Source organism: Pseudocalidococcus azoricus BACA0444 (genome assembly GCF_031729055.1).
Lineage (GTDB): Bacteria > Cyanobacteriota > Cyanobacteriia > Thermosynechococcales > Thermosynechococcaceae > Pseudocalidococcus > Pseudocalidococcus azoricus.
In genome coordinates this window covers 13,016-37,176 of record NZ_JAVMIP010000017.1, presented here as the reverse complement: position 1 = coordinate 37,176, position 24,161 = coordinate 13,016, and the positions used below count along the sequence as shown (strand labels likewise).

Genomic DNA, 24,161 nt, shown 5'->3' with positions numbered 1-24,161 from the left:
GTTTAAGTCAAGAAAACTAGCCCCCCTCTTGATGCCGATTGCGTCCTGAAGAGCCAAATAACCCCGTGAATTCAGTCCTTAACCGCCCGATGGGACATTATTAATTCTTTATTAAATTTCTTGATACATAATGATCTTGGTTTCACTCTTGGCTAAAAAATACTAAAACGTCATGAATCCAAGTGCGAATCAGCTAATCTCTATTTCGATCCAGGAGAAGACTAGCTTAACCATACTGTTTCCCGGGATGTCGATTGCGCTGGCTTGAGGAGTCAAAATCTTGAAGATCAATACTGAAGATGTCACCCCGCAAAAATTTCCTCAGCAACCGAGGTATATTTCCTGGGGGATCACCTTGGCCCTAATCCTCTGGGGGCTGGCTCCGCTTCCTCCAATAACAGCCCAGCGAAACCCCCCAAGAACCCCTTTTCAAACTCCCAACGGGGACATCATGTGGCCTGGCTGGCAACCCGAAGAAAAAGTTACGGTAGCCTATCCTCAGTTACCCAAAGTTCGCTCAGTCCTGGCCAATGGCTGCGGCGTGATTCGTTTGAGTCATTCTACGGCCTGGCCTGCTTCACCCCAAACGGTGTTTCAAATTGGCCAGCGCACCTTTGCCCTGAATATCTTGCCTCCAGGCCCCCCGCCCAAATGTGAAAAAGGGATGAATGCCACTGTCGAGCTATTTCGCAATCCCCGTCGCTACAACATGGATGCCTATATGGGTGGTTTTGCACCCCAGGCCAAGGTGGAGGTCGCCTATGTGAATCTGCCTCAAACCCGCAGTCTTAGCACCAATGCCTGTGGCTTGCTCGTAATCCGTTCTACAACAACCTTTCCCAACAACAGCATTATCGTCAATGGCATCCCCATTCATCGCCCCAGCCTCACCCAACGCCCAGCCCCGATCTGTCAACAAGGAAAATTGTTCTATCCCGGCTAATTAACTTTCCCAAGACTTGATGTCCTGGTTCTTTAGTCTGTAGGAGGAGCACTCGCCTCTGCAATTCCTAATCTCCTCGACTCAGAGCCGCAAAGGTTTTTCGCACTGGCTGCCGGATAATAGTGTGATACATTAGTTAGGCTCAAGGAGTGACTGATAAAATTGAACTTTTTCTTGATTTTAGTCTTCATCACTCAGACCATCACAGCACAGTCTTAAGGTGAATCTCGTCATGGTTTGCCCATAGCCCCTAAACAGTTATGTTAAATAGTCGAATTGCGGCGGGATTACTGGGGGCCTGTGTCGGAGATGCCTTGGGTGTGCCAGTGAAATTTACAACCCGTGCCGAACGCACTACTGATCCGGTTCAGGAAATGCGCGGTTATGGAACTTGGCAGCAACCGGCTGGGACCTGGTCTGATGATGGCTCGTTATTACTGTGCTTAGCGGAAAGTTTATGTCAGGGGTTTGACCTAGATCATATTGCCCAAACCTTTGTCCAGTGGCAGACCCAGGCCCATTGGAGCGCGAGAGGCACTATTTTTGATATTGGCCTAACTACACGCTACGGCTTACAACGAGTCCAACAGGGAATTTCACCCCTCAAATCCGGGGCCTCCCATCAGGATACTTGTGGCAATGGCGCGCTGATGCGAACTTTACCGCTGGCCTTTCATTACTTTCGCCATCTTAATTTTCCGCAACTCCTCCAAGAAGTCCATCAAACCTCAGCCATTACCCATGCCCATCTACGTTCCCAAATGGCCTGTGGCATCTATGTCAGTATTGCCCTTTGTGTTTTAGAAGGAGCTTCTGCCCATGCAGCCTATCAACAGGGGATTAAAAACGTCTATCCCCATTACCAGGCCCCGCCCTATGCCCAAGAACTCATTCACTTTGGCCGGATTTGGAGTGGCAAAATCCATACCCTCCCGATGACGGCAATTCGTTCCGATGGGTATGTGATTTCCACCTTGGAAGCGGCCCTCTGGTGTTTCCTGAACCATGATTCCTATGCCCAGGCCGTGTTACAAGCGGTCAATTTAGGGGGTGATACCGACACTACAGCTACCGTTACCGGGGGCCTAGCGGGGATTTACGATGGCCTGGACGGAATTCCGCGCCACTGGTTGCAGGAACTAGCCCGCTGCGATGATATTCGCCGTTTAGCCCAACGATTAGAGGCAGCAATTTTTGCCTACCCAGCCTAGCATCTAGCTGACTCGATAGCCTCAGTTGTCACCACCGTTTATGATCTAGGCAATCACCCCCACCATGGTTGATTCCCCCTCAAAGCTAGTGTTTGGCAAATCCTAATGAATGCTAATGAATTTTTTGTCATCCTCGAACCGAACCAGCCCGAACAGTTTCTCACCGTTCAAGAACTCCAGGCCAAGTTAGAGGCCCTTTTAGCCCAACGCCAGGACAATCTCCCTCAAGACCTAAAAAACATCCCCACCATTACCGCCCAGGCCCAGCGACTGATTGATACCAGTTGTGACCTCGATATCGGCCCGAATCAGTATCTCCAGTGGTATGCGGTGCGCCTAGAAAAATAGCTAACTTGGGGCAGGGGGTCACCACTAACTTTGGCAATGAGAGATTGACGAGTTGAGAACGATGAACCAGAGTTGATTAGCCAGTCGTATCAGCTTTTCCTGACCTATGCTGGCCCTAAATCGGTAACACTAGACTTCTGGTTTAGCCATAGCTTCCCCCCTGCTCCACCTAGTTGATAACCTGTGATGACCATAAGAGATATTATTTCGTGGATTAAAAAATGCAAAATAAAGCGGCTTTGGGCCCGCTGGCGAATCTGGGGCCTGGTGATCTTGAGCTTGAGCCTATGTTTAGGAGGCTTGCCTGCCTTCGATGATTATGCCCAGGCCCGGCCGGCCACCACTCCCGTCACCCAAGTTGCCCAGGCCCAGGGTCAATGGGGGTTTATTGATTATCGGGGTAAGTTGGCGATTCCAGCCCAGTTTGAAGATGCTTATTCCTTTAGCAGTGGTTTAGCTGCCGTCAAGGTCAAGGGGAGTTATGGCTATATCAATCTCCAAGGTCGAGTCCGGATCAAACCCCAATTTGACCAAGCCTACCCCTTTAGTGATGGCCTGGCCCATGTCAAGACGGCGGGTAAATTTGGCTTTATTCGCCCCAATGGCCAGTTCGCCATCAATCCTCAATTCAATGGGGCTGGGGCCTTTGTGGATGGGTTAGCTCCCGTCAAACAGGGGGATAAGTGGGGCTATATTCGGAAAAATCAAAAACTGGTGATTCCACTGCAATTTCAAGAGGCCCAGGAATTTTCGGAAGGAGCGGCCGCCGTTAAGGTTAGGGATCAGTGGGGCTTTATTAACAGCAATGGGCGGCTGATTGTCCCGGCTCGTTACCAGGCGGTCTATCCCTTTAGTGAGGGTCTGGCGGCTGTGCAGGAAAATGGGAAGTGGGGCTTTGTCAATCGGGATGGGCGTGTTGTCATTCAACCGGACTATGGGGCAGTTTATAACTTTGGGGATGGGGTAGCAGCCGTAGAGAAAGAGGGTAAGTGGGGATTTATCAACAAAGGCAACCGCCCGGAAATTCCCCTCCAGTTTGAAAAAGTTGCGCCTTTTTCCGAGGGATTAGCGGTGGTCCAACAGGGCAGTCGTTATGGCTATATGAATCGGACGGGCCGGGTGGTGATTCCATCGCGCTTTGATGCGGCCTATTTTTTTGTCAGTGGCTTGGCCCCGGTGATGCAGAGTGGCAAATATGGTTTTATTGACACCAGTGGCCAGATGGTGATTAATCCCCAGTTTGCCAGTGCGTTTTATTTCTACGAAGGCTTGGCTCGCGTACAGTTGTAATGACTCGCTATTTTCGCCTCACCATCCCCCAGGCCAGGACAGAAGGGGACTATCTTACCCTCACCCCAGAGCAACATCACTATCTTGGCCATGTTTTACGGCTGGGTCCGCGGGCGAACTTTATTGCCATGAATGGTCAGGGCCAGGCCTGGTTAGCCGAATTATCCCTAGACACCAGTCAAGCGACCCTAATTCACCCGTTAGATCATGCCCATGAGTTACCGATTGATCTGGTTTTATGTATTGCCATTCTGAGAAATAATGCCCTTGATCAGGTGATTCATCAGGCCACAGAGCTTGGAGTTCAACAGATTTATCCGCTTCTCACCAGCCGAAGTTTACCGGAACCGAGTCCCCAGAAGCTCACCCGTTGGCAACGGATCGCCCAAGAAGCCGCCGAGCAATCAGAACGGTTATATGTTCCCAAAATTGCTGCCCCCCAGGCCTGGACAGAGGTCTTAAAACTAGGCGATCCCTTGAGTCGAAAATATATCTGTAGTTTAGGTGAACAGATCAGGCCATTAGTCAATCAGTTGGCGGATCAACAAGCAACATCCCGAGAAATTTGGTTAGCTGTTGGCCCAGAAGCAGGTTGGACAGAAACAGAACAAGAACTAGCCAGAGCTGTTAATTGGGAGCCGGTTTCCTTGGGTAGTCGTACCTTGAGGGCGATTACCGCCGCGACTGTGGGCCTGGGCTTGATTGCTAACCACCCCATTAAACAGCCTTGAGACGATGGGGCATTAATAGAGTCGCTCTAGAACATAATCTGTTAAGTTGACCAAGGCCTGGCGCGCATCAGAGGTTGGCAGATCGTCTAAACAAGGAATCGCCGCCTTGGCAAACCCAGTGGCCAATTCCCGGGCCTGGGCAATTCCAGAACTGCTATGCACGAGTTCCAAGGCCGCTTCAATGTCCCCGGTTTCGCTGAATTCCCGTTCGATTAAGACTTCTAAATAGGGATTTTCCTGGAGGGCATATAGAACAGGTGCAGTTAAGTTGCCATCTCGTAAATCTGACCCGGCAGGCTTGCCTAAGTCATCGGTGGAGCGGGTGAAGTCGAGGATATCATCCACAATTTGAAACGCCAAACCTAAGTTCCGCCCATAGTGATAGAGGGCCTGGATTAAGTGGGGCGGGACACCACTCAGGACTCCGGCCGCTTTGGCACTGTTGGCAATGAGGGAAGCAGTTTTGTAATAGGTTTTGTTCAGGTAGGCCTCCAGGCCCAGGCTAGTATCGTAACGATTAAACCCCTGCTGAATTTCTCCCTCAGCAAAATCCTTAATCACTTCCGAAAGGAGCTTGACCACGGCTAAATTATCGAGATCCGCTAGATACCAGGAGGCCTGGGCAAAGAGAAAGTCCCCGGCCTGGATGGCCACCCGATTGCCAAACAAACTATGCACCGTTGGCATTCCCCGCCGCAATTGGGATTGATCCACAACATCATCATGGAAGAGGCTAGCGGTATGAATCATTTCTGTAATTTCTGCCAGCCGCCGGTGACGTGGTGTTAAGTCCCCTTGAGGTAATGTGGCCCGAGAAATCAGAAACACAATGGCGGGGCGAATCCGTTTCCCCGTGGTCGAGAAAAGATGTTCTGCCGCTGCATTGAGGACAGGATGTTGGGCCCCAATCAAATTTCTTAGATTTTCGGTCAATAGCCTGAGATCGGCTTCAACGGGAGAAAACAGTGATGTTACCGAAGTCATGGACGGGGATGCCGCAAGAATGTTTACGAAATTTTACATAATCCTAGTTGTATTCTAAGCTAACCGACTGAAGTTGGGCCGTTTCTGAGTAAATCCTGCTTGGCGTGGGTTTCTTGCCCTCAATGGAGTTCATTGAAAAATGCCAATGACAGTGGTAGATACCTGCCCGGTTTGTCCCTTATTGATATCGTAAATTTTACCTGGGGTTCGGATTCGCTGAGGGCCCAGTCCATAGATTCAGGTAGGAGCAGAACTTAAAAGGCCTGGCTAAAGATCACTTACTTTTTTTCCTTGAGTCTTGATCCAAGTTGATTTTTCCGGTTCCGAGAAAGCGTATATTGGAGAGGCAAATTAGAGCATTTCACGGGGTTCTATGCGCTTTTCTCATGTTGCAGTGGTTGCCGCCTTGGCCTGGGGCAGTTGCTTAACCGGAGTGGGTCGGGCGGCTGATCAACTCAACTTGGTTTTGGGGACAAACAGCTCCTCTAGCGGGATTTTAATTCCAGTGGCTGACCTGAGAACCTTTGCTCAAACCGGTAATGCGCCCGGAAATCTCCAGTCAATTTTGGGTTTACTGTCCCCGGAAATGCAAAATAATTTTCGGCAAGCCTTGAAAGTTAACTATCCCGTCGATGTGGCAGATTTGGAACAGCGAGCAATCTCAGATAATGGGAATCAGATTCTCACAGAATTAGCCGCAGCCACTCTCCGCCCCGGCCCCGATGGGGTTAATGCATTAAAAACGGCGATCTTGAAAACGGCTGCCAATCCCCAAGGCTTTAATCTAGTTGATTTCATCCAGGCCTATCCTGAACCCATCCTGAATTTAGACATTAATCAGATGCAAGCGTTGATCAAAACAAACGATAAATTGGTCGCGCTGGCGGTGAAGAAATTTCAACAAGTCTCCCCAAATCAGGCTCCAACCTCTCCCTAGTTGCTTAGTTGCGAGTCTGGGTCATTCTGCCCAAGCATATCGTTGATTTGCCCCAATGAGATAGTTGTTCCCTATGGCCGAATCCTGCTAGCGTATGGGGTAGTTTTTAGCTGCTGTTTTTGGTGGTGAGGAGTTGGCCAAGTGGAGCAAGATATTCCTGTTGCCGAGCGGATTAAAGCCCCTTCTCAATCCACCCCAGTTCGCAAATTTCCCTGGCTCTGGTTGAGCGTTGGCCTGGGAGTGGTAATCATTGGGGCTGGCCTGGCCTGGGTTTTACCAAAGATGCTGGCAACCGCTCCTATCTCTACTACCACCAGTAACCAAGCTGTCCCCGACCCCTCTTCACCGAATAATCCTGACAATATCCTCGGTCATTTAGCCTATCCAGAAGCACCCTTAACGGAGTTAGTGCCGATCACCCCCGATGGCCGGATTAAGTTACGGAAAGCAGCGGCTGAGGAATTTAAAAAGATGGTTGCTGATGCCCAGGCCGCCGGGGTCGCCATTATGCCACTCTCGGGGTTTCGCTCTAAAACCGATCAAGATCGTTTATTCTTTGGCATTAAGAAAGAACGGGGCCAGCAACCGAGGGAACGGGCCTTAGTCAGTGCGCCCCCTGGCTATAGTGAACATCACACGGGTTATGCCATAGATGTTGGGGATGCCACAGATACCGCCAGTTACTTAGATCCAAGCTTTGACCAAACGAAAGCCTTTGCCTGGATGCGGGAAAACGCCGCCTACTATAGTTTTGAACTCTCTTTTCCTGAACACAATCCCCAAGGCATTAGTTATGAACCCTGGCATTGGCGCTATGTGGGTGATCAGGCCAGCCTCAAAACCTTTTACCAGGCCCGGCAATTAGCCCAACAAGCCCCACCCAGCAATCAGAATCAAAGTCCTTGAGGTTAACGACTCCACTGGGTGGTGAGTAGTGACCCTAAATCACCGTATCTTTACGCACCGATAAGTTTTGAATTCGCTCATCTTGTTCTGGCGGCAAATCTGCTTGGGTATAAGGGGTATCTCGAAAGTTGGCCTGGAGGTAGTCGGCGAGGGCTTTTTGTTCACTGCCAGGGGTGTCGAAGGTCGGGCGAGTATCCCCAGAAACTAGGTCAACCCGTTGGACGCGGCTGGGATTGGCGGCTGTAAAGGTTGGAAATGGATAGGCATCCCCCCCATCGGCCAAGTAATTCAGCGTCACAATCCGCATCGTCCGGTTGGGATTCCCTTGGAGTTGCCCATTTTTGACGAGAACATCTGTCACCTGGCCCTGAGCATTCCTTAAGGCTAGGGATTGAACCCGCTGATTGGCCGGTTTTTCGGGATCAAAGCTAAAGGCCAGACCAGCCACTTGGGGAAACTGTCCCGGTGTGGTCAACGAGCTTGTCGCCGCGACCCCATGCTCTAAGACCTGCTTAAGTTCCACCGCTGTCAGAGTCAGAAGGGTGAGGCTGTTGTTAAAGCGGAGAGAGTTTTCAATATCCAGACGGGAAATATCGCCCATTTTTTTCTTGGCCGTGGGGTTGGCTTGGGTCGGGAGGCGTTCTCCGGCTGTGGCTGAATTTCCCCCCAGTCCACTGATTGCGCCAATATTATCCCGAATCCCACCGCCATTTTTGAGGGAGGCTTTGACGGTCGGATCAATTTTTTGGGCTGCGGCTAAGTTGGCATCGGCGGTTAAATTTCCCAGGTTGGTTTCCTGAGTCCGGACATCCCGGCGTGACCCATTGAGAAACACCTTGGCCTGGCCATACTGCTGTGCATCCTTAACCATAATCACACTGCGAATTGCCTCAATCAGCGTCACTACTTCAGGGCTGGGGGGAGCAGTGCCGGGATGCAGGGTCGGGTAGGCATCACTGAGGCGCACATAGTCGGGATTGGCCTTAGACCCAGTTTTGAGGCGGCCCTGATGATCAAATTCCACCAGCAACCGCCCAACATAGCGATAGTTGGCCCCCGTATTCACAATCGCAATCGGTTCCTTAGTTTTGGAGGTTTTCCAGACCGGATAGCGGCCCAAAACCTTATCCCCCTCCCGAACTCGTTCCAGATTATTGGTCAGAACCGCATGGGAGCCACCGGCAATGATCACATCCACATCTTGGAGTTGGGCGGCCAATTGAATTTCCATCCCCAGTTGTTGAAGATGGGAGAGGAGAATAATTTTGTTAATCCCTTGGCGGGTCAGGTGATCTACGACTGGTTGTACGGTTGCGGCCAGGCCGGGGATATCTTCCGGGTTTTGGGGCAGGACAGTCACACCTGGGCCTGGGGAGGCAATGATCGGCAATAGGGGAGTTGTCACACCCACCAGGCCAATCTTTTCTCCCGCGACAGTCACAATCGCACTATGGGCAATTCGCTGCGGAATACTTTCGGCTAGTTGGGCATCGGCCGTTTGCAACTCTTTCAGGTTTGGGTCTTGCTCAAAGTTGAGGTTGGCGGCGAGATAGGGAAATTTGGCTCCCTGATACCCCTTTTCATCGGCAACAAATAGATCACTAATTCGCCCGGTTCCTTCATCAAATTCATGGTTGCCCCAGGCCGCGGCTTGAACCCCCAAGGCATTCATAATCGCGATATCGCCCCGACCATTCCCCTCCCGGCCCAAGAGTTGCCGCAGTTGAGGATCCGCACTGGCAGAGAAAAATGGCCCCATAATGAAATTGTCCCCGGAGGAAAGCACCAGGGTATTGTTGGGCATTTCCCGTTTTAAGGTATTCAGGACGGATGAAAAGTTAACCGCATCCTCCAGGGCTGGAATTCCGGCTTCAAAATCTGAGGCATGGAGAATTTGCAGGGATAAACCGGAACTCGATTGCTGGAACCAGAGCAGTAGGCCCAGGGCTGTGACAATAGCTAAACCGAGGAGAGAAACCCAGCGGTGGCGGAACAGTCTCATGACAAAATTAGGAAGCATCAGTTTGAACACCCTAGCTTAATGGCCGGAGCTTAAGTTGCCATTAAGAATCGTGAATTTCAGGCTGTGACGCTGGTTGACCTATTCTTGCATGGTGCATTAATTTCTGATGACTTCTGTTTCCCAATGCTTTGCTAATTTACGCGCCCACCAGGCCTGTGGCTTAATTCCGTTTATTACGGCCGGAGACCCAGATTTAGAAACGACCGCCGCGGCATTGAAAATTTTGGATCAACATGGGGCTGACCTGATTGAATTGGGAGTTCCCTATGCGGATCCCCTGGCTGATGGCCCCGTGATTCAGGCGGCTGCGACCCGCGCATTACAAAAAGGAACCCGTTTGGAGCAGGTTTTAGGATTGGTGAAAGAATTACGCCCGACAATCCAGGCCCCGCTAATTTTATTTACCTATTTCAATCCCATCTATCACCAAGGGATTCGAGCTTTTTTAACCCGGGTCGCAGCGGCGGGAGTCCAGGGCCTGGTGATTCCTGATTTACCCCTTGAGGAAGCAGATGGGGTGTTGGAGTTGACCACAGACCTGGGCCTGGAATTAACGCTTTTGGTGGCCCCAACCACGTCCCCAGAACGAATGGCGGCCATTGCCCAACGCTCCCAGGGGTTTATTTATCTGGTCAGTACCACCGGGGTCACGGGCATGCGGGCGGAGATGCAAAACCGGGTGGGAACGATGTTAACCACTTTGAAAAATATTACCGATAAACCGATTGGGGTTGGCTTTGGGATTTCCCAGACAGACCAGGCCGTACAAGTGCGGGATTGGGGGGCCGATGCAGCCATTGTCGGCAGTGCCTTTGTCTCTCGTCTAGCCCAGGCCGATAAACAGGTAGCCCTCGCCGCAGTCAAGCAGTTATGTCAGGACTTAAAAGCTGGTTTAACCGGGATCAAGGGCTAAATTCAAAGTTGGCATCCTATTCTTAAGTCCCAATTAGTGAGCCGAATCATAAAGCTGTTGGGTTTGTTGAACCTCTTGGATAATTATTTGCTGAAATGCATCTGGGGCAATGACCTTAACCCCCGGCCCAAATCCTAAAATCCAGGCCTTAAGGGTGACATCTTCAAAGGACCAGGCCGGGAGTAGGACGTTCATTCGGTAGGGATGGATAGGATCTGCGGCTCGACCTAAGGTAAAGATTTGCTTCAGGTCAGAATGATGATGAATTGATCGGCTGGGTGGGGGAGTCATTTTTAATTGTTCAAACGGGAATCGCTGGGTTCCTTCACTGACAAACTTAAACAGGGCCTCCGTAAATTGCAGTTTTAGGGTGACCATCTTTTGCAGACGTTGAGCAGGGCTAAGGCTGAGAAATTCCTGTTGTTTCTGCTTATCCACCCCCAGGAAAATACCTGCACTATACCTGCGGAGTTTTTGGAGTTGATTGCGGGCCCGTTGCTGTTGTTTGGCGGTACGGGTTGCAACCTGGCTATACTGTTTGGCTTGATATAACCGATCTAATCGTTCGTAGCGCAACAAGCCTTGAGACTCGCCTGAGGCCAACTCATAGCCCAAATACCAAGCAATGTTGTGAAAAATAATTTCGAGGGGCCAAATATCTTCTTCCGGCATGAAATCCTTAAAACTGTCAAATGTTGCCGATCCCCGCTGGCGGCCAATCCGAATCTTCTGACCGGAGCGAATATAGGATTCCAAATCAGTTAAGGCGGTGACTGAAGCTAAAGAGGTAAAATTTAAGAATTTGGGACTGACAATACTGCCACTGGCAATAACCCGCACCGGCTCATAATCGGCAAGATTAAACTGGGCCCATGCCAAGCGTTTTTGAAATCGTTCTACCGTGGCCTGGGCCATAACATCATTGAGACCTTTGACCTGTTCGGCGGCTAACTCATAAACCCGGAGCAGGTCTTCTTCCGTCAAAATTCCAGTCCCCAGGCAGTACCCCTTGCGTAAAGTCTTATCAGGGAGGAGGCGATAGGGATTAAAAACCAGTTGAATATCTTTCCGTAAGGTGGTGTTTTCTGGGTTGGGGAGAATCTTGGCTGCGTAGAGTCGCTCGGCTAAACAATCCACCATATTCTTGGCTTGAGCCGCTTCCCGATAATCCTCTTGTTCGAGGGGATGGTGAAGAATATAGCGCAGAGTCGCAAAAAGCCGCTGAAACCCCAACCAATCACTATACCGATGGGCCATAAACTCAGTCGGGGCTGGGACGGGCTGGCTCAGGGGTTGATCTACGGTTGCTTGACTGAAAAAGCTATTGTCATCTAACCAATCTAAATCTGCTTTTAAGGCTCCTAAATCTGCATAAATTTGATGGTATTGACTGGCCATCACCGCTGCAATCTCATCCAGGCCAGTTAATAACGGGGGTAAGGTATCGGTTTTGAGGAGGTCTAAAAGCTGCTCTGGATTCTCATGCCGGAAATTCCCCAGGCCTGGATAACGGATGATGAGGGATAGCAAATGGAGGAGGCGATCAAAATCCAAAAGCCGAGAATAGCGGTGGGGCAGGATATGTTGAGTTCGATTTTTGCGGTTTTTTTGGCTTAGGGGCAATGCGGCTAGGGATTTTGCAATATTGGCTTGGAGGTGTTCTAAAGTTCCTAGGGCGGGGTTGATAGTAAAAATGGCGGTAAACCCTTCGGCGGGGATGACTGGAAAACTTTTTAAGGCCTGGGCAAATTCCTGAATGACCAAGGTTGGTACATGACGGTCGCGGGCTTGATTCCAGGCCAAGCAAGTTTCCAGCGGAGTTGTTAATTGCCAGGCCACCCACTGCACCCCCAATTTAGCCAGTTTGATCAATAAACTTTGCCGCCACCAGCGATAGGCATTCGTTGCATCGTAAATCACCGATTTCCCAACCGAGATCGCCCGTTCCATTTGGTCTAATAACTGCGGTTCTATGTCTGACCAGGCCCCCTGAATTGCCACATCCCCATATAACTGCTCGCGGATCTGATCCGCACTGACAATCTGAGTGGGTTGGCCCTGTTCTCCTAGGTGAGTTTCTAAAATTTTGGCAAAAGTCGTCTTACCACTACTGGGAGGGCCAACTAAGCAGTGACAGATCAGGGGTTTTAATGGAAAGGTCTGAGTCATAGGTTCGCTTCAGATATACGCCGAAAGGCACTCCAATGGATCACCCGTTCACGGGCAAACAGGACACTGCCAACCGTTGTGGGACTGGTTAAGCGTAAATCAAATCCTTCCCCCAAGGCCGGAAAACTTTCCACAGTTGATCTGGCCAGCTTAGTCAGAAAGTCCATGACATTGACCGGGTTAGCTGGATTTTGGGAAGCTTGGGCTTGACTGAGGGCATCAATGGCATAACTACGGAGCAGCTTGGGGAACAAATGGCTAAAAGTCGGCGGGCAATCAAAATACTCCAGACCTATGATTTGATTATTAATTGCAAAAATAGCCCCCACCTGATTCAGGACAATGCCAAAGGCTGCCAAGTAGGACTGTAACTGGTTTTCTGACTGTTCATAAATATCGGCCATGGCCCTCGTGTCACTCAAAGTATCCAGCGCATCAGACATCTCGTTCACTTCGTCCCAGACTTCCCCCTGATGACCATCCCGTTGGCCCCGCTGTCGGAGGGAGGTGGAGACCCGATCCATTTTCTTGGCCCGACCCTTGGCAAAATAACTCCGGTCTGAGGTTGTAAATTCTCGCTCGCGATAGTGCCATCGCCCTTGTTCAACACAGGAAACCGGAATTTTGATTGTGCTATGGCCACTGGCCAGAATACTTAAGTTGACAATTCGGTTTTGCTTAGCCCCCACTAACTCCTCACCATCCAACAACAGCACCGCCCTATCCCCTTGGTTCAGAAAGTAAAGTTCTGGGACACTGCCGCCTTCGGAAACTTCCGTAATTTTGACGGTTTTGGCTTGCAGGGCCTGGTCAAGGGTGAGGTAATCTAAGGCAGGATGGTCTTTGGCAATCAAGGGGTAAAGAGTTAGGTTGCGGTGGGATTGGGGTTTTCCCAGGCAGATTTGGGCTAACAAGGCGGGAATGGGAGTCATAAGTTTTCTCTATCAATAAAGAATATCTTGGGTAATCTTTGGTAACTGGGCCAGCTAACAACTGACCTCTGGCCATGTTTGAGGACGTTCTGAGGGTTGCCTCCTAGCCTTTGGGTCTAAGGCGCAGTTTTTGGGCGAGTCGAGCCAAAGCCCGTTTCTGTCGCCGCACTACTTTGGGGGTTTTCCGACTCCGGGCCTGGGGTTGCCCACTAGCCTGCCAGTGTTTGATCTGCATTGTTAAACCTCCTGATCAGCGATCGTGTTTCAACTTTAATCACTTGATCAAAAACTCTCAGCTTTTTCGTGCGAATAACAAACCCAACCCCTTGATCCAGGCCCGGCGGTAAAATCTAAAAACCGACAAAAAATTGAGACGCTGGGTTATGGCAAAATTTGTGGCAATCGGTCATTACTGTGCGGATGTACTAGAAAAACGCGCCCCCTAGCGATTTCTACTTAGTTATCTTCGTTACTATCTTCAGAAGAATTAGTTAGCCCAGAGTCAAGTTCTTTTTTTCGTCCTTTGTTATAAGCATCCGTACCATAGATAATCACGGCTGTTCCGGCCAAAGAACCCACTACTGCAATTGCAACTTCTTTTCGCCCTTGAATCCCTAAAAAGGTTGCAGATCCAACAGCGGTGAGAGCAATCACAGAACCCAAAATCGAGCCGAGAATAGAACGCCTTTGATTACTGGAAAAGATTCGCTCTTGGGTTTTAACTACTTCACTTTCAAGACTCAATTCAGCATTTCTTAGCTTGAGCCTCTCTACTTCTATCTGTCTCCGGTGATGTATTTCACTAATTATTTCTCTTAAGTATTCTTGAGCAAATTCAGGATCAAATTTGTTGTAACCTTCAAGTTCTGCGGGGGATATTGGACCTTCCTGATATGAAACAAATAACTGAGAGGAGTTTTGCTCTGGATATGAAATATCTTCAGGCTTTAGTAAATCTGATTTGACAGGATTAATTTCTTCTTTAAACTCTTCTTTCTTAAACTCTGAATCAGACATTATCTTAAAAGTAAATATTAGTACGAATTATAAAATTATAAAAATTGTAATTAGCGTAAACGATGCCGCGCTTTAATGGTCACAACTTTAACATCTTGATTGATTTGATGAGTAGCTGAAAAAAGATTATTTTTGTCGTCATTTTTTATTTTTTCTGGAAGAGATTTTGATCTTGGTTTGCGATTAATAATCATAACCTCATCTTGGAAAATACCAGTTATGTCAAAGATACGTGAAGCCCCTTCTAGAAAAGATGCCTGTCTATACTTTAGTTTTATTTTTTTTTTAATGACCATAAAAGGATAGCTCCAAAAGGCTTTAAAAGATTATATCGCTCTTGGCTTGCCCTGAGGTTGGAACTATAAACTCATCTTAGCCCTTATCACCAGGCCGGCGGTAAAATCTAAAAACCGACAAAAAATTGAGACGCTGGGTTATGGCAAAATTTGTGGCAATCGGTCATTACTGTGCGGATGTACTAGAAAAACGCGCCCCCTATCGTGAGGCTCACCTCGCTGGCCTGCAAGCCCAAAAAGAACAGGGTATTTTGATCACCATTGGCCCCACCAAAGACCTGACCCTGTTTGTCGCCATCTATGAGGCCGTATCCCAAGAGGTTGTGGAGGCTCTTGTCACGGGGGATCCCTATTGGCAAAACGGGATTTGGACTGATTACGAAATTAAAGAGTGGATCCAGGCCATCGGCTAGGGCAGGGGGCATCTCCACAGATTTTTGCGTCAAGATGGGATCAGTACCTCTTTGACTTTTTCGGCTCAAATCATGACTGCTCCGGCCTGCCATCCCCAAACTGCTATTCGTTCTGAATTTTCCCATCCCCTGGATCCCCTTTCCCTCGAGGAAGTGGCAGCAGCGGTGGCTATTGTCAAGGCAGAGAAACATCTGGGGCGGCATTATCGCTTTTCCACCGTCACCCTCCAGGAACCAGATAAAGCAGTGGTTTATGGCTTCAAGCCCGGAGATGAGATTCTTCGCCAGGCCAAGATTGTCCTCTTAGATAACGACACGGGCAAAACCTATGAAGCTGTCGTGAATTTGAACCTGGGAAAGGTTGGGGCCTGGACGGAAATTCCGGGAGTGACACCGCGGATCATGACCGATGAAGTCGTGGAGGCCGAGCAAGCGATCAAAGCCCATCCCGATTTCCAGGCCGCGATCCAACGCCGGGGAATCAACAACCTGGATCTGGTGATGATTGATCCCTGGGTGCCTGGTTATTTCGATATTCCTGAAGAAAAGGGAGTTCGCCTGGCACGGGCCATTGTTTGGTTACGGATGAGTCCCCACGACAACGCCTATGCCCACCCCATTGAGGGCCTGGTTCCCGTCATTGATCTGAACAAAATGCAGGTCATCAAGGTTGAGGATTATGGGGTCGTGCCAGTTCCACCCACGGACGGGAATTATGCCGCTGAGTTTATCAAAAATCCTCGCACCGATATTAAACCGCTCCAGATTGTCCAACCCGATGGCCCCAGTTTTGAAGTCTTGGGACAGTTAATTAAATGGCAGAAGTGGCAAATCCGAGTTGGCTTTACACCGCGGGAAGGACTAGTACTCTATACCGTGGGCTATGAAGATCAAGGCCGGCTGCGACCAATTATCTATCGAGCGTCCATGGCAGAAATGGTTGTTCCCTATGGGGATCCCCGCCCCCAACACGTGCGCAAAAATGCCTTTGATGTCGGTGAAATTGGCCTGGGCAGTCTGGCAAATTCCCTCAAACTTGGCTGTGATTGCTTGGGAGAAATCTACTACTTTGATGCAGTGATCAATGATAGTCGGGGGGGAGCGGTTCTCATTGAAAATGCCATTTGCCTCCACGAAGAAGATTATGGGATTCTCTGGAAACACGTGGATTGGCGATTAGAGGCCACAGAGGTGCGGCGGTCGCGACGATTAGTGCTGTCGTTTATTGCCTCGATTGATAATTACGAGTATGGCTTTTTCTGGTATTTCTATCAGGATGGCACGATTCAATATGAAGTGAAATTGACCGGAATTTTACTCTGTGCCGCAGTTGGAGATACGCCTCAATATGGCACCCTAGTGGCACCGGAACTCAATGCCCTAAATCATCAGCATTTCTTCTGTATGCGGCTAGATATGAGTATTGATGGTGAAGAAAACTCCATTTATGAGTCCCATACAGAGGCAGTTCCCCCAGGCCCCGAGAACCCACAAATGAATGCGTTTGTAGCCAAAAAAGTCTTATTGAAAACAGAACAGGAAGCCCAGCAGTTAGTCGATCCCTTTATTGCCCGGAGTTGGTTGATTGCCAATCCCAATGTGAAAAACTATCTGGGACAGCCCGTAGCCTATAAGTTAATTCCCAGCGAAACCTGTTTACCCTTTGCCAATGACCAGGCCTGGGTGATCAAACGGGCTGGCTTTCTCAATACCCACTTTTGGGCTACCCCCTACCATCCTGATGAAAATTTCCCATCCGGTGATTATCCCAATCAACATCCGGGGGGTGAAGGTTTACAAAAATGGACGCAGGCTAATCGTGATCTAGACAATACTGATGTGGTGGTTTGGTATAACTTTGGCCACCATCACATTCCCCGTCCGGAAGATTGGCCGATTATGCCCGCTGCCTATATTGGCTTTCATCTCAAACCCTTTGGCTTTTTTGATCGCAATCCTGGCCTGGATGTCCCCCCCAATTCCGCCATTAACCCTAGCTCTACTCCCACGGGCCATTGCCATTAAACCCCTCTAACTTACCTCTTGTCATATTCAAGGTAAAGGTCACTTCTAAAACTGGCCATGATCCGGAGTCTTGCTCGGAAGCTCTGTGCTAGCCTGCATAAAATCATGATTTTCTTTAGGATTGGTTTCTCTTTTGTAGGTTGAGATTGTTTATCCGTTTCCGTCATTCACCCAATTACTCTTCTACCAACCCTGTACAAGTATCTCTTGCAGCAGTACCCAGTGAACTCCATCGGTTTTGGTGGTTATCAGGTTGGTTGGGCGTTGGTTTAATTTCGGCAACATTGGGGGGCCTGGTCGCCCTGATTTCCCACAGCACACCCTTGCAACAAAAAACCCTTAGTCCCAACGAAGCTGCGGTTTTCTCCCAGGCCCCTCGCAATACGTTGCAATTAGATCGCCCCCTGACCTTAATGGTGATCGGCACTAGCGTCTTAACCTCGGATGTGGATGCCCCGCCCCCCTCTGGTCTGACCTATCACGCCAATGTCAACTCCCTGGAAGGACTATCCGACACCCTCCTCCTAGTGAGAGTTGATCCCCAAGAACGGCGGCTAGTGATGCTCTCCATTCCCCGTGATACCCTGACCTCTATTTCGGGCCGGGGCGATGCCAAAATCAATGAAGCCAATGCCTTGGGCGGCCCAGCTTTAACCGCAGAAACAGTCAGCCAACTCTTAGGTGGAGTCCAGATTGATCGCTACCTGCGCATTAATGTCCAAGGCGTAACAAAATTAGTAGATGCCCTCGGTGGAGTGACATTTTATGTGCCTAAGGATATGAAATATCGGGATGATAGCCAACGCCTGAATATTGATCTCAAAGCCGGGAAGCAACATCTCAATGGTCAACAAACCCATGATCTACTCCGATTTCGCTATGACGAGTTAGGAGATATTGGCCGGATTCAACGACAGCAAGCGGTGATTCGAGCCGTAGTTGAACAATCCCTGCAACCAGAAACCCTGGCCCGAATTCCCCAAATTCTCACTGTTGTCCAAGAAAACCTCGATACCAATCTCAGTCTTCAGGAAGTTGGTCAACTGACCGGATTCATCAGCAACCTTCCCCGCTCCCAAATGCAAATGCTGATGCTCCCAGGTTACTTCAGCAACAATGGCCAAGACTCCACCAACCCCAGCTATTGGCTACCCCGCTATGGCGACATTCAAGCCCTGGTCAATAGCCATTTTCGCGATCATCAGGATGAAACTCTGCCGCAGACTCAACCCAGCCGGGTCAGGATTGCCATTCAGCCCTCTGGCTCCCTTTCAAAGCAAGACTCTCCCCCACAGCCAGCATCTACCAATCCAACCCTCTCACAAACTATCAAAAAACTAGGTCAGGCTGGCTATAGCAATGTCTATTTTGGCCAGGCCTGGGGTGAACCTTTGCCCATAACGCGGATTATTGCCCAACAGGGAGATTTAGCCACAGCCCAGGCGATTCGGATTGCCCTTGGCTTTGGGGAAGTGCGAGTTGAAAGTACAGGGGTTTTAGATTCTGATATCACCATTCAATTAGGCACTGATGCCCAATCGCGCCCTTCCCCGAACTATCCCTAAGGTTAGTTGGCCAAAATACAGAAAAATCTCCGGAAAAATATCAACCAGATCACTTTTCAAGATTAGGAGTGGGATTATGGTGGTGTTTAACGGTTTTTAGGTGATGCACTCAATTATGTCTGGCTTCCTGCGGATTGATTACCAGGCCCCCACTGCGGCGGTAGAGTTTACAGCCTCTCTCCATAACATTGGTTTTGCAGTCTTGCAGTCTCCGCCGATTCCCGCCGGCCTGGTTGAACAGGTGTATGCGGATTGGCAGAGTTTTTTCAGTTCTGATGAAAAATTTAACTACACCTTTGATCCGCAACGCCAACGGGGGTATTTTCCATTTCAGATGGAACGGGCCAAAAACCAAGCCCATCCTGACCTGAAAGAATTTTTCCATCTCTACGCACGGGAGGACTTACCACCAGGCCTGGGAGCAGCAACTTGGGTCTTATTCCAAGCCCTAATCCGGATCGGTGCAGACTTATTAACCTGGCTAGAGGCCTATTGTCCCCCAGAGATACAGGCCCGGTTTCAGCCATCCCTCGTTAAGATGACCCAAGACAGTCCCGAAACTCTTTTGCGAATTTTGCACTATCCCCCCCTACCCAAAACAGTCCCCCGAGGAGTTGTCCGCGCCGCGGCCCATGAAGATGTAAACTTGATTACCCTCTTACCAGCCGCAACTCAGGCAGGCCTGGAAGTTCAAGATCGTCACGGGGCCTGGTATCGAGTGCCAGCAGAAGCTGGGGATCTGGTCGTCAATGTCGGGGATATGTTGCAGTTGGCCAGCCAGAGTTATTACTGCTCCACTACCCACCAAGTCGTAAACCCAGAAGATACTCTCGCAGGAGAGTCCCGCTTTTCCCTACCCCTATTTATTCATCCCCACCCCGATGTCCAACTAACTCCAGAGATCACAGCGCAAGCCTATCTACAACAACGCTTGCAAGAAATTGGCTTACTTTAAACAAGCTCAAAATTAACAATTTTTTATAAGAACGGCGGGGATAACCAATTGAGCTAAATATTCAGGCACTATAGCGTTACGCAGACTATTCTGGGAGAATAGAAATGTCAAAAAGACTGCCTATAGAGCATTTTCTGACTTGTCCCCATCTCACCCTAAATGAGTAACACTATAGTTAGCTTCTCGTGTTTTAACCGAATTCACTGACTCCCCAGGCCTGGAGAAAGGGATTTTTGATGGGTGAACGGATTAACTTACGGTTACTAAAGTTCTGAACATACCACCCGGCCAGTATTTGGATCAAACCAGTGCATAGCCGCTTCATTCAGTCTCAGCCACAGAGAATCGCCAACCTTCACCGACAGTTGGGCTGGAACTCGGACGCGCCAGGCCAAGGCCTCTTCAACAGACTGAATCTCCACAACTAGGGATGTTTCATGGCCGAGAGCTTCAACTAGGGCAACCGCTCCCAGAAGATGACCGGGACCGTCTGAGGCCGGATAAAGATGCTCAGCCCGAATCCCTAACGTCAAGGGTTTTCCTTGCCAGGCCTGCTTAATGTTTGCTTGTTTTTTTAAGGGCAAAGACCAATCCCCAACCACAAATTCTCCCCGATCATTCACCAGTCCCGTCACAAAATTCATCGGCGGCGAACCAATAAACTCGGCCACAAACCGATTTTCAGGCCGTTGATAGAGATCTAAGGGAGTTCCTAACTGTTGGATCTGACCACCCTGTAGGACTACAATCCGGTCGCCCATGGTCATCGCTTCGGTTTGATCATGGGTCACATAAACCGTTGTCACCCCCAGTTGCCGTTGGAGTTGGACAATTTGGGCCCGAGTTTCCGTGCGCAATTTCGCATCCAGATTAGACAGGGGTTCATCCATCAAAAAGGCCTGGGGATTGCGAGCCATCGCCCGACCCAATGCGACCCGCTGCTTTTGTCCCCCAGACAGTTGTTTGGGATAGCGGTTGAGGAGAGGTTCAATTTGCAGCATTGTCGCTACACTGTTGACCCGCTGCTGAATCGCCACTTCGCGAGGATCTCGATAACGGAGGGGCTTGGGCAGCCATCCGGTCAAATTTTGTAAACCACTGGCCAAGGGAAGTGGTAACGTTAGGGGGCCTGAACGGGTGTGGGTGGGTAAACCTGGGGCTGCACTGCGCCGTAAGCCAAAGGCCAAATTGTCGGCGACCGTTAAATGGGGATAAAGGGCATAGCTTTGAAAGACCATCGCAATGTCCCGAGCTTTGGGGGGCAGGTCATTGACACAGCGATCTCCAACCCAAATCTTTCCCGCGGACGGCTCCTCCAGGCCAGCAATCAGCCTCAATAACGTGCTTTTACCGCAGCCAGAAGGACCAACCAGGACAATAAACTCCTGATCTTGAATATTAAGGTTAATATCGGTCAGGACTGAAACGGGTAAATGCCCTGAGCCAGCCCCGCCATAGGACTTGGACAACTGCTCTAGAACAACTTCAGCCACAAATTCCAGGCCAATTCCAACGGGTTAATGGACAATTCCGGCAAACTAGGATTCAGACTCCTCATCTGCATCATCTTGTTCTGGGAAGTAGAAGCCCTTAGCCCGCTCCGTCAGTATAGATTTACCAATGGATAAAGCCCGGTCAGCTTGGAAACTTGCTTTCCGTTTCCAGTTAGATCGGCGGATATCCCGCTTTGATTTGGAGGTTTTCTTCTTTGGACAGGCCATGATACCGCTCTCGTTGGGATCTATAGGGTTAAGATGCAGTCTCTTATCTTAGCAGGTTCATCCCCAGAAGGCATAGAGGCAGCCCCTAACGCAGGAGAGGAGAAAAACCTATTCCACAGTCCGCGGGGTTTTGGGTGGCATCGCTCCCATCGGCCGCTCATCATTCACAACGGTTTGATTGCGCGCTTTAGCTTTGGCAGCACTTTGTTTGAGGGCCTGGAGGCGAGCTTCATAGCGTTTCCGTTGGCGGCGGGCGGGGGTTTGCTCGATCAGGACTTTTAGGGCACTACCCAGGCTTTTGTAGGCATTGGGTAAGGTATAACCAAACCGCACCGCTAACCCAATCGCTTTTTCATCGGCCTCAATGGCCTGGCGGAGAAGCTTATCCCCATTATTTTTCTGGTAAAGCCGATAGCCGGAAAAGCCGCAGAGGCCTAAGGCCAGCATCAACAATAGGCCATCCTGAACCCACAACTCGCCCACGGCCCCACCTAAGCCAATGGCCAACGCCGCCATTTCCCAGCCATCCTTAGGAATTGTATCGGCCTGAATCCGGGCCACTTCATGCCAGAAGAGTAAATTTCGCTGATCTTTGGCTAACTGATCCCAACGAGCTAAATCTACCTGGATTTCGACTTCATCTTTGCCAATTTCTTCGGAAACCAACAATGGCGGGTTGGCCCCACTGGCCGGCTCAAGCATTACCCAGCTTTGAAGTTCCGGGGGTAATAAAGATTTTAATCGCCGTAATTCAGCGAGATCAGCACGGCCGGGAGGGGGCATGGCAGCCATAGTTACACCTTTGTAAAATCAATCCTCAAAATTGACAAAGTAGAGCAAAAATACCAGTCTTGATATCTAGTTGTACCAATTAAAGCGAATTGTGGAGCATCTTAGGAGGCCAAGGTTGCTGTCCGCCGCCGCCGCAGTGAACTATTGGGGGTGGGTGAACTGGCACCATTGGCCTGGGGTTTACCGCTGGAATTGGGTTGAGCTTGACTGCCTTCCGCCCTGACAGTAATTGGTTGCAACAGCAGCAACAGGCCAGCATTGCCTTGGAGTTCTCGGCGCAACAGCCGCACTAGTTCCCGTTCTAGGTGGTTTTTTAGGCCAATCCAGTCAATATCTTGGTTGCCATTACGGGCATAATCTGACCAGCGATCTCGTAAGCAAGATTCTAAAGTGGCCCGAACCCAGGCCTGCCAGGCACTATGCTCAATCGGAGTCACGACACCCCGTAAATGAACATCCGGGTCAGCCTGGAGTTGCCCATTGGTTCCCACCGCTGCTGCGACTGTAATAATCCCATCTTCCGCCAGTTGTTGTCGCTCTTGAAGGACATGGGCCTTGACGATGCCACCCCGATCCATCAATTCAATTCCGGCTGGAACTTTATCAATGACGCGGAGGGATTTTTCAGTCAATTCCACCACATCGCCATTGTCAATAATCACCATGTTATCCGCTGGAATCCCCATACTTTGCGCCGTTTGACTGTGGCGGATCAGCATCCGGTGTTCCCCATGCACAGGCAAGAAAAACTTGGGCCGGGTCAGGGCAATCATCATTTTTTGGTCTTCTTGACAGCCGTGACCAGACACATGAATCCCCTGCTCGCGACCGTAAATGACTTTAGCCCCCTGCATCATCAATCGATCCACCATATTGACGACAGCGATGGTATTTCCCGGAATTGGATGGGCCGAGAGAACCACCGTGTCGTTGGGGCGAATTTTGATTTTGTGGTGTTCCCCTTTAGAAATCCGGGTCAGACCAGACATCGGCTCACCTTGGGATCCCGTGGTCAGAATCATCACCTTGTTATCGGGATACTTGTGAATGACATGGAGCGGCTCAAATAACTTATCGGGGCATTTAATATAGCCAAGGTTCCGAGCATGGGCAATCACATTGAGCATCGAGCGACCCACCACCGAGACCACCCGCCCATATTTCTCGGCCAACTCCAGAGCCATATTTAAGCGATGCACCGAAGAGGCAAAGGTGGTGAAGATAATCCGGCCCTGAGCCTGCATAAAGATTCGCTCTAAATTCGGAAAAACAGAGCGTTCGGAGGGGGTATAGCCGGGGACTTCGGAGTTGGTAGAGTCACTGATCAGACACAAGACCCCTTTTTCGCCATGTTCCGCCAAACGTTGAAAATCGAAATACTCGCCATCTACGGGGGTATGGTCAATCTTGAAGTCACCGGTATGAATTACAACCCCCAAGGGAGTATGAATTGCCACAGAGCAGCTATCGGCAATGGAGTGGGTATTGCGGATATATTCAACTAGGAAGTTTTTACCCAGGCGCACCATGTCGCGAGGGCGGACACTGCGAAGTTCGGTCTTCTCTAGAACCCCTGCTTCTTCTAATTTTCCTTGCAATAAAGCCATCGCAAGGCGGGGGCCATAAATAACGGGAATATCAAACTGCTTCAGGTGAAAGGCAATCCCACCAATGTGATCCTCGTGGCCGTGGGTAACAATCATGCCTTTGATTTTGTGGCGATTATTGCGCAGGTAGGTCATATCCGGCAGGACAATATTCACCCCGTGCATCCCGTCGGTAGGAAAAGCTAACCCGGCATCGAGGAGAATAATTTCGTCCTCATACTCAAACACACAGGTATTTTTGCCGATTTCATGCAGGCCACCCAGGGGAATAATTTTCAGGGCGGGGGTTGTACCAGATTGGGTCATAGGTCTCCTTAAGGAAGTGGATTAAATAAACAAGAAAAAACTTTTAATTTTTAGGAAGTTGGGCAGCCTCAGGCCTG

At 49.8% G+C, this 24,161-nt stretch carries 23 protein-coding genes and 1 pseudogene; 12 read left to right on the top strand and 12 right to left on the bottom strand.

What is annotated here, in order from left to right; all coding sequences use genetic code 11:
• Positions 1–280: 280 nt before the first annotated feature.
• The 5 genes from RIF25_RS13575 to RIF25_RS13555 all read left to right on the top strand — a co-directional run bounded on the left by RIF25_RS13575 (position 281) and on the right by RIF25_RS13555 (position 4,523).
• A complete protein-coding gene (locus RIF25_RS13575; RefSeq protein WP_322879071.1) occupies positions 281–943 on the top strand; it encodes a hypothetical protein in 663 nt (220 codons plus the stop codon).
• 260 nt (positions 944–1,203) lie between these two features.
• Complete coding sequence (locus RIF25_RS13570; protein WP_322879070.1) at positions 1,204–2,154, top strand: ADP-ribosylglycohydrolase family protein; 951 nt, start codon at positions 1,204–1,206, stop codon at positions 2,152–2,154.
• 105 nt (positions 2,155–2,259) lie between these two features.
• Positions 2,260–2,502, top strand: a complete 243-nt coding sequence (locus RIF25_RS13565; protein WP_322879069.1) for a chlororespiratory reduction protein 7 — start codon at positions 2,260–2,262, stop codon at positions 2,500–2,502.
• 186 nt (positions 2,503–2,688) lie between these two features.
• Positions 2,689–3,792: a WG repeat-containing protein gene (locus RIF25_RS13560; protein WP_322879068.1), complete on the top strand. Its 1,104-nt coding sequence runs from the start codon at positions 2,689–2,691 to the stop codon at positions 3,790–3,792.
• Complete coding sequence (locus tag RIF25_RS13555; protein ID WP_322879067.1) at positions 3,792–4,523, top strand: RsmE family RNA methyltransferase; 732 nt, start codon at positions 3,792–3,794, stop codon at positions 4,521–4,523. The genes RIF25_RS13560 and RIF25_RS13555 overlap by 1 nt, the downstream gene beginning before the upstream one ends.
• A gap of 12 nt (positions 4,524–4,535) precedes the next feature.
• On the opposite strand, the gene sds is transcribed toward RIF25_RS13555, so the two are convergent.
• Positions 4,536–5,507: a solanesyl diphosphate synthase gene (gene sds, locus RIF25_RS13550; RefSeq protein ID WP_015124430.1), complete on the bottom strand. Its 972-nt coding sequence runs from the start codon at positions 5,505–5,507 to the stop codon at positions 4,536–4,538.
• Positions 5,508–5,880: 373 nt separating this feature from the next.
• Between sds and RIF25_RS13545 the strand changes: the two genes are divergently transcribed.
• Together RIF25_RS13545 and RIF25_RS13540 are read left to right on the top strand one after the other, a co-directional pair.
• Entirely contained in the window at positions 5,881–6,444 is a 564-nt protein-coding gene (locus RIF25_RS13545; RefSeq protein WP_322879066.1) for an alpha/beta hydrolase, read from the top strand.
• Positions 6,445–6,585: 141 nt separating this feature from the next.
• The gene (locus tag RIF25_RS13540) at positions 6,586–7,350 is read left to right on the top strand and encodes a M15 family metallopeptidase (protein WP_322879065.1); all 765 of its coding nucleotides are present in this window, start codon (positions 6,586–6,588) and stop codon (positions 7,348–7,350) included.
• A 34-nt stretch (positions 7,351–7,384) separates the two neighbouring features.
• On the opposite strand, the gene RIF25_RS13535 is transcribed toward RIF25_RS13540, so the two are convergent.
• Positions 7,385–9,352 carry a bifunctional metallophosphatase/5'-nucleotidase gene (locus RIF25_RS13535; protein WP_322879064.1) on the bottom strand — a complete coding sequence of 656 codons (1,968 nt, stop codon included), beginning with the start codon at positions 9,350–9,352 and terminating at the stop codon, positions 7,385–7,387.
• Positions 9,353–9,479: 127 nt separating this feature from the next.
• Here RIF25_RS13535 and trpA point away from each other — a divergent pair, with 127 nt between their 5' ends.
• Complete coding sequence (gene trpA / locus RIF25_RS13530; protein WP_322879063.1) at positions 9,480–10,286, top strand: tryptophan synthase subunit alpha; 807 nt, start codon at positions 9,480–9,482, stop codon at positions 10,284–10,286.
• A gap of 33 nt (positions 10,287–10,319) precedes the next feature.
• On the opposite strand, the gene RIF25_RS13525 is transcribed toward trpA, so the two are convergent.
• The 5 genes from RIF25_RS13525 to RIF25_RS13505 form a co-directional block, all read right to left on the bottom strand.
• A complete protein-coding gene (locus RIF25_RS13525; protein ID WP_322879062.1) occupies positions 10,320–12,455 on the bottom strand; it encodes an AAA family ATPase in 2,136 nt (711 codons plus the stop codon).
• Entirely contained in the window at positions 12,452–13,387 is a 936-nt protein-coding gene (locus RIF25_RS13520) for an ARPP-1 family domain-containing protein (protein ID WP_322879061.1), read from the bottom strand. Before RIF25_RS13520 ends, RIF25_RS13525 begins: the two co-directional genes overlap by 4 nt.
• Before the next feature lie 103 nt (positions 13,388–13,490).
• Positions 13,491–13,622, bottom strand: coding sequence for a hypothetical protein (locus RIF25_RS13515; protein WP_322879060.1), 132 nt, complete (start codon positions 13,620–13,622; stop codon positions 13,491–13,493).
• Between the two features lie 221 nt (positions 13,623–13,843).
• Entirely contained in the window at positions 13,844–14,404 is a 561-nt protein-coding gene (locus tag RIF25_RS13510; protein ID WP_322879059.1) for a hypothetical protein, read from the bottom strand.
• Between the two features lie 50 nt (positions 14,405–14,454).
• Positions 14,455–14,700 carry a hypothetical protein gene (locus tag RIF25_RS13505; protein ID WP_322879058.1) on the bottom strand — a complete coding sequence of 82 codons (246 nt, stop codon included), beginning with the start codon at positions 14,698–14,700 and terminating at the stop codon, positions 14,455–14,457.
• A gap of 140 nt (positions 14,701–14,840) precedes the next feature.
• On the opposite strand from RIF25_RS13505, the gene RIF25_RS13500 reads away from it, so the two are divergent.
• The 4 genes from RIF25_RS13500 (at position 14,841) to RIF25_RS13485 (ending at position 19,658) form a co-directional block, all read left to right on the top strand.
• Positions 14,841–15,113, top strand: coding sequence for a YciI family protein (locus tag RIF25_RS13500; protein ID WP_322879057.1), 273 nt, complete (start codon positions 14,841–14,843; stop codon positions 15,111–15,113).
• Positions 15,114–15,185: 72 nt separating this feature from the next.
• Positions 15,186–17,138 carry a primary-amine oxidase gene (locus RIF25_RS13495; RefSeq protein ID WP_322879056.1) on the top strand — a complete coding sequence of 651 codons (1,953 nt, stop codon included), beginning with the start codon at positions 15,186–15,188 and terminating at the stop codon, positions 17,136–17,138.
• A 146-nt stretch (positions 17,139–17,284) separates the two neighbouring features.
• A complete protein-coding gene (locus RIF25_RS13490; protein WP_322879055.1) occupies positions 17,285–18,703 on the top strand; it encodes an LCP family protein in 1,419 nt (472 codons plus the stop codon).
• 115 nt (positions 18,704–18,818) lie between these two features.
• The gene (locus RIF25_RS13485) at positions 18,819–19,658 is read left to right on the top strand and encodes a 2OG-Fe(II) oxygenase family protein (protein ID WP_322879054.1); all 840 of its coding nucleotides are present in this window, start codon (positions 18,819–18,821) and stop codon (positions 19,656–19,658) included.
• A 263-nt stretch (positions 19,659–19,921) separates the two neighbouring features.
• Here RIF25_RS13485 and RIF25_RS17360 read toward each other — a convergent pair whose 3' ends face one another.
• The 5 genes and pseudogenes from RIF25_RS17360 to RIF25_RS13465 all read right to left on the bottom strand — a co-directional run bounded on the left by RIF25_RS17360 (position 19,922) and on the right by RIF25_RS13465 (position 24,084).
• Entirely contained in the window at positions 19,922–20,302 is a 381-nt protein-coding gene (locus tag RIF25_RS17360) for a TOBE domain-containing protein (RefSeq protein WP_407682424.1), read from the bottom strand.
• 291 nt (positions 20,303–20,593) lie between these two features.
• Positions 20,594–21,031 (bottom strand): annotated as a pseudogene (locus RIF25_RS17355) (ATP-binding cassette domain-containing protein); the annotation flags it as partial.
• 165 nt (positions 21,032–21,196) lie between these two features.
• Positions 21,197–21,379 (bottom strand): 50S ribosomal protein L32, encoded by a 183-nt coding sequence (gene rpmF / locus RIF25_RS13475; RefSeq protein WP_322879052.1) that lies wholly within the window; start codon positions 21,377–21,379, stop codon positions 21,197–21,199.
• Between the two features lie 108 nt (positions 21,380–21,487).
• Complete coding sequence (locus RIF25_RS13470) at positions 21,488–22,171, bottom strand: DUF3318 domain-containing protein (RefSeq protein WP_322879051.1); 684 nt, start codon at positions 22,169–22,171, stop codon at positions 21,488–21,490.
• Positions 22,172–22,272: 101 nt separating this feature from the next.
• Positions 22,273–24,084, bottom strand: coding sequence for a ribonuclease J (locus RIF25_RS13465; protein ID WP_322879050.1), 1,812 nt, complete (start codon positions 24,082–24,084; stop codon positions 22,273–22,275).
• Positions 24,085–24,161: the final 77 nt, after the last annotated feature.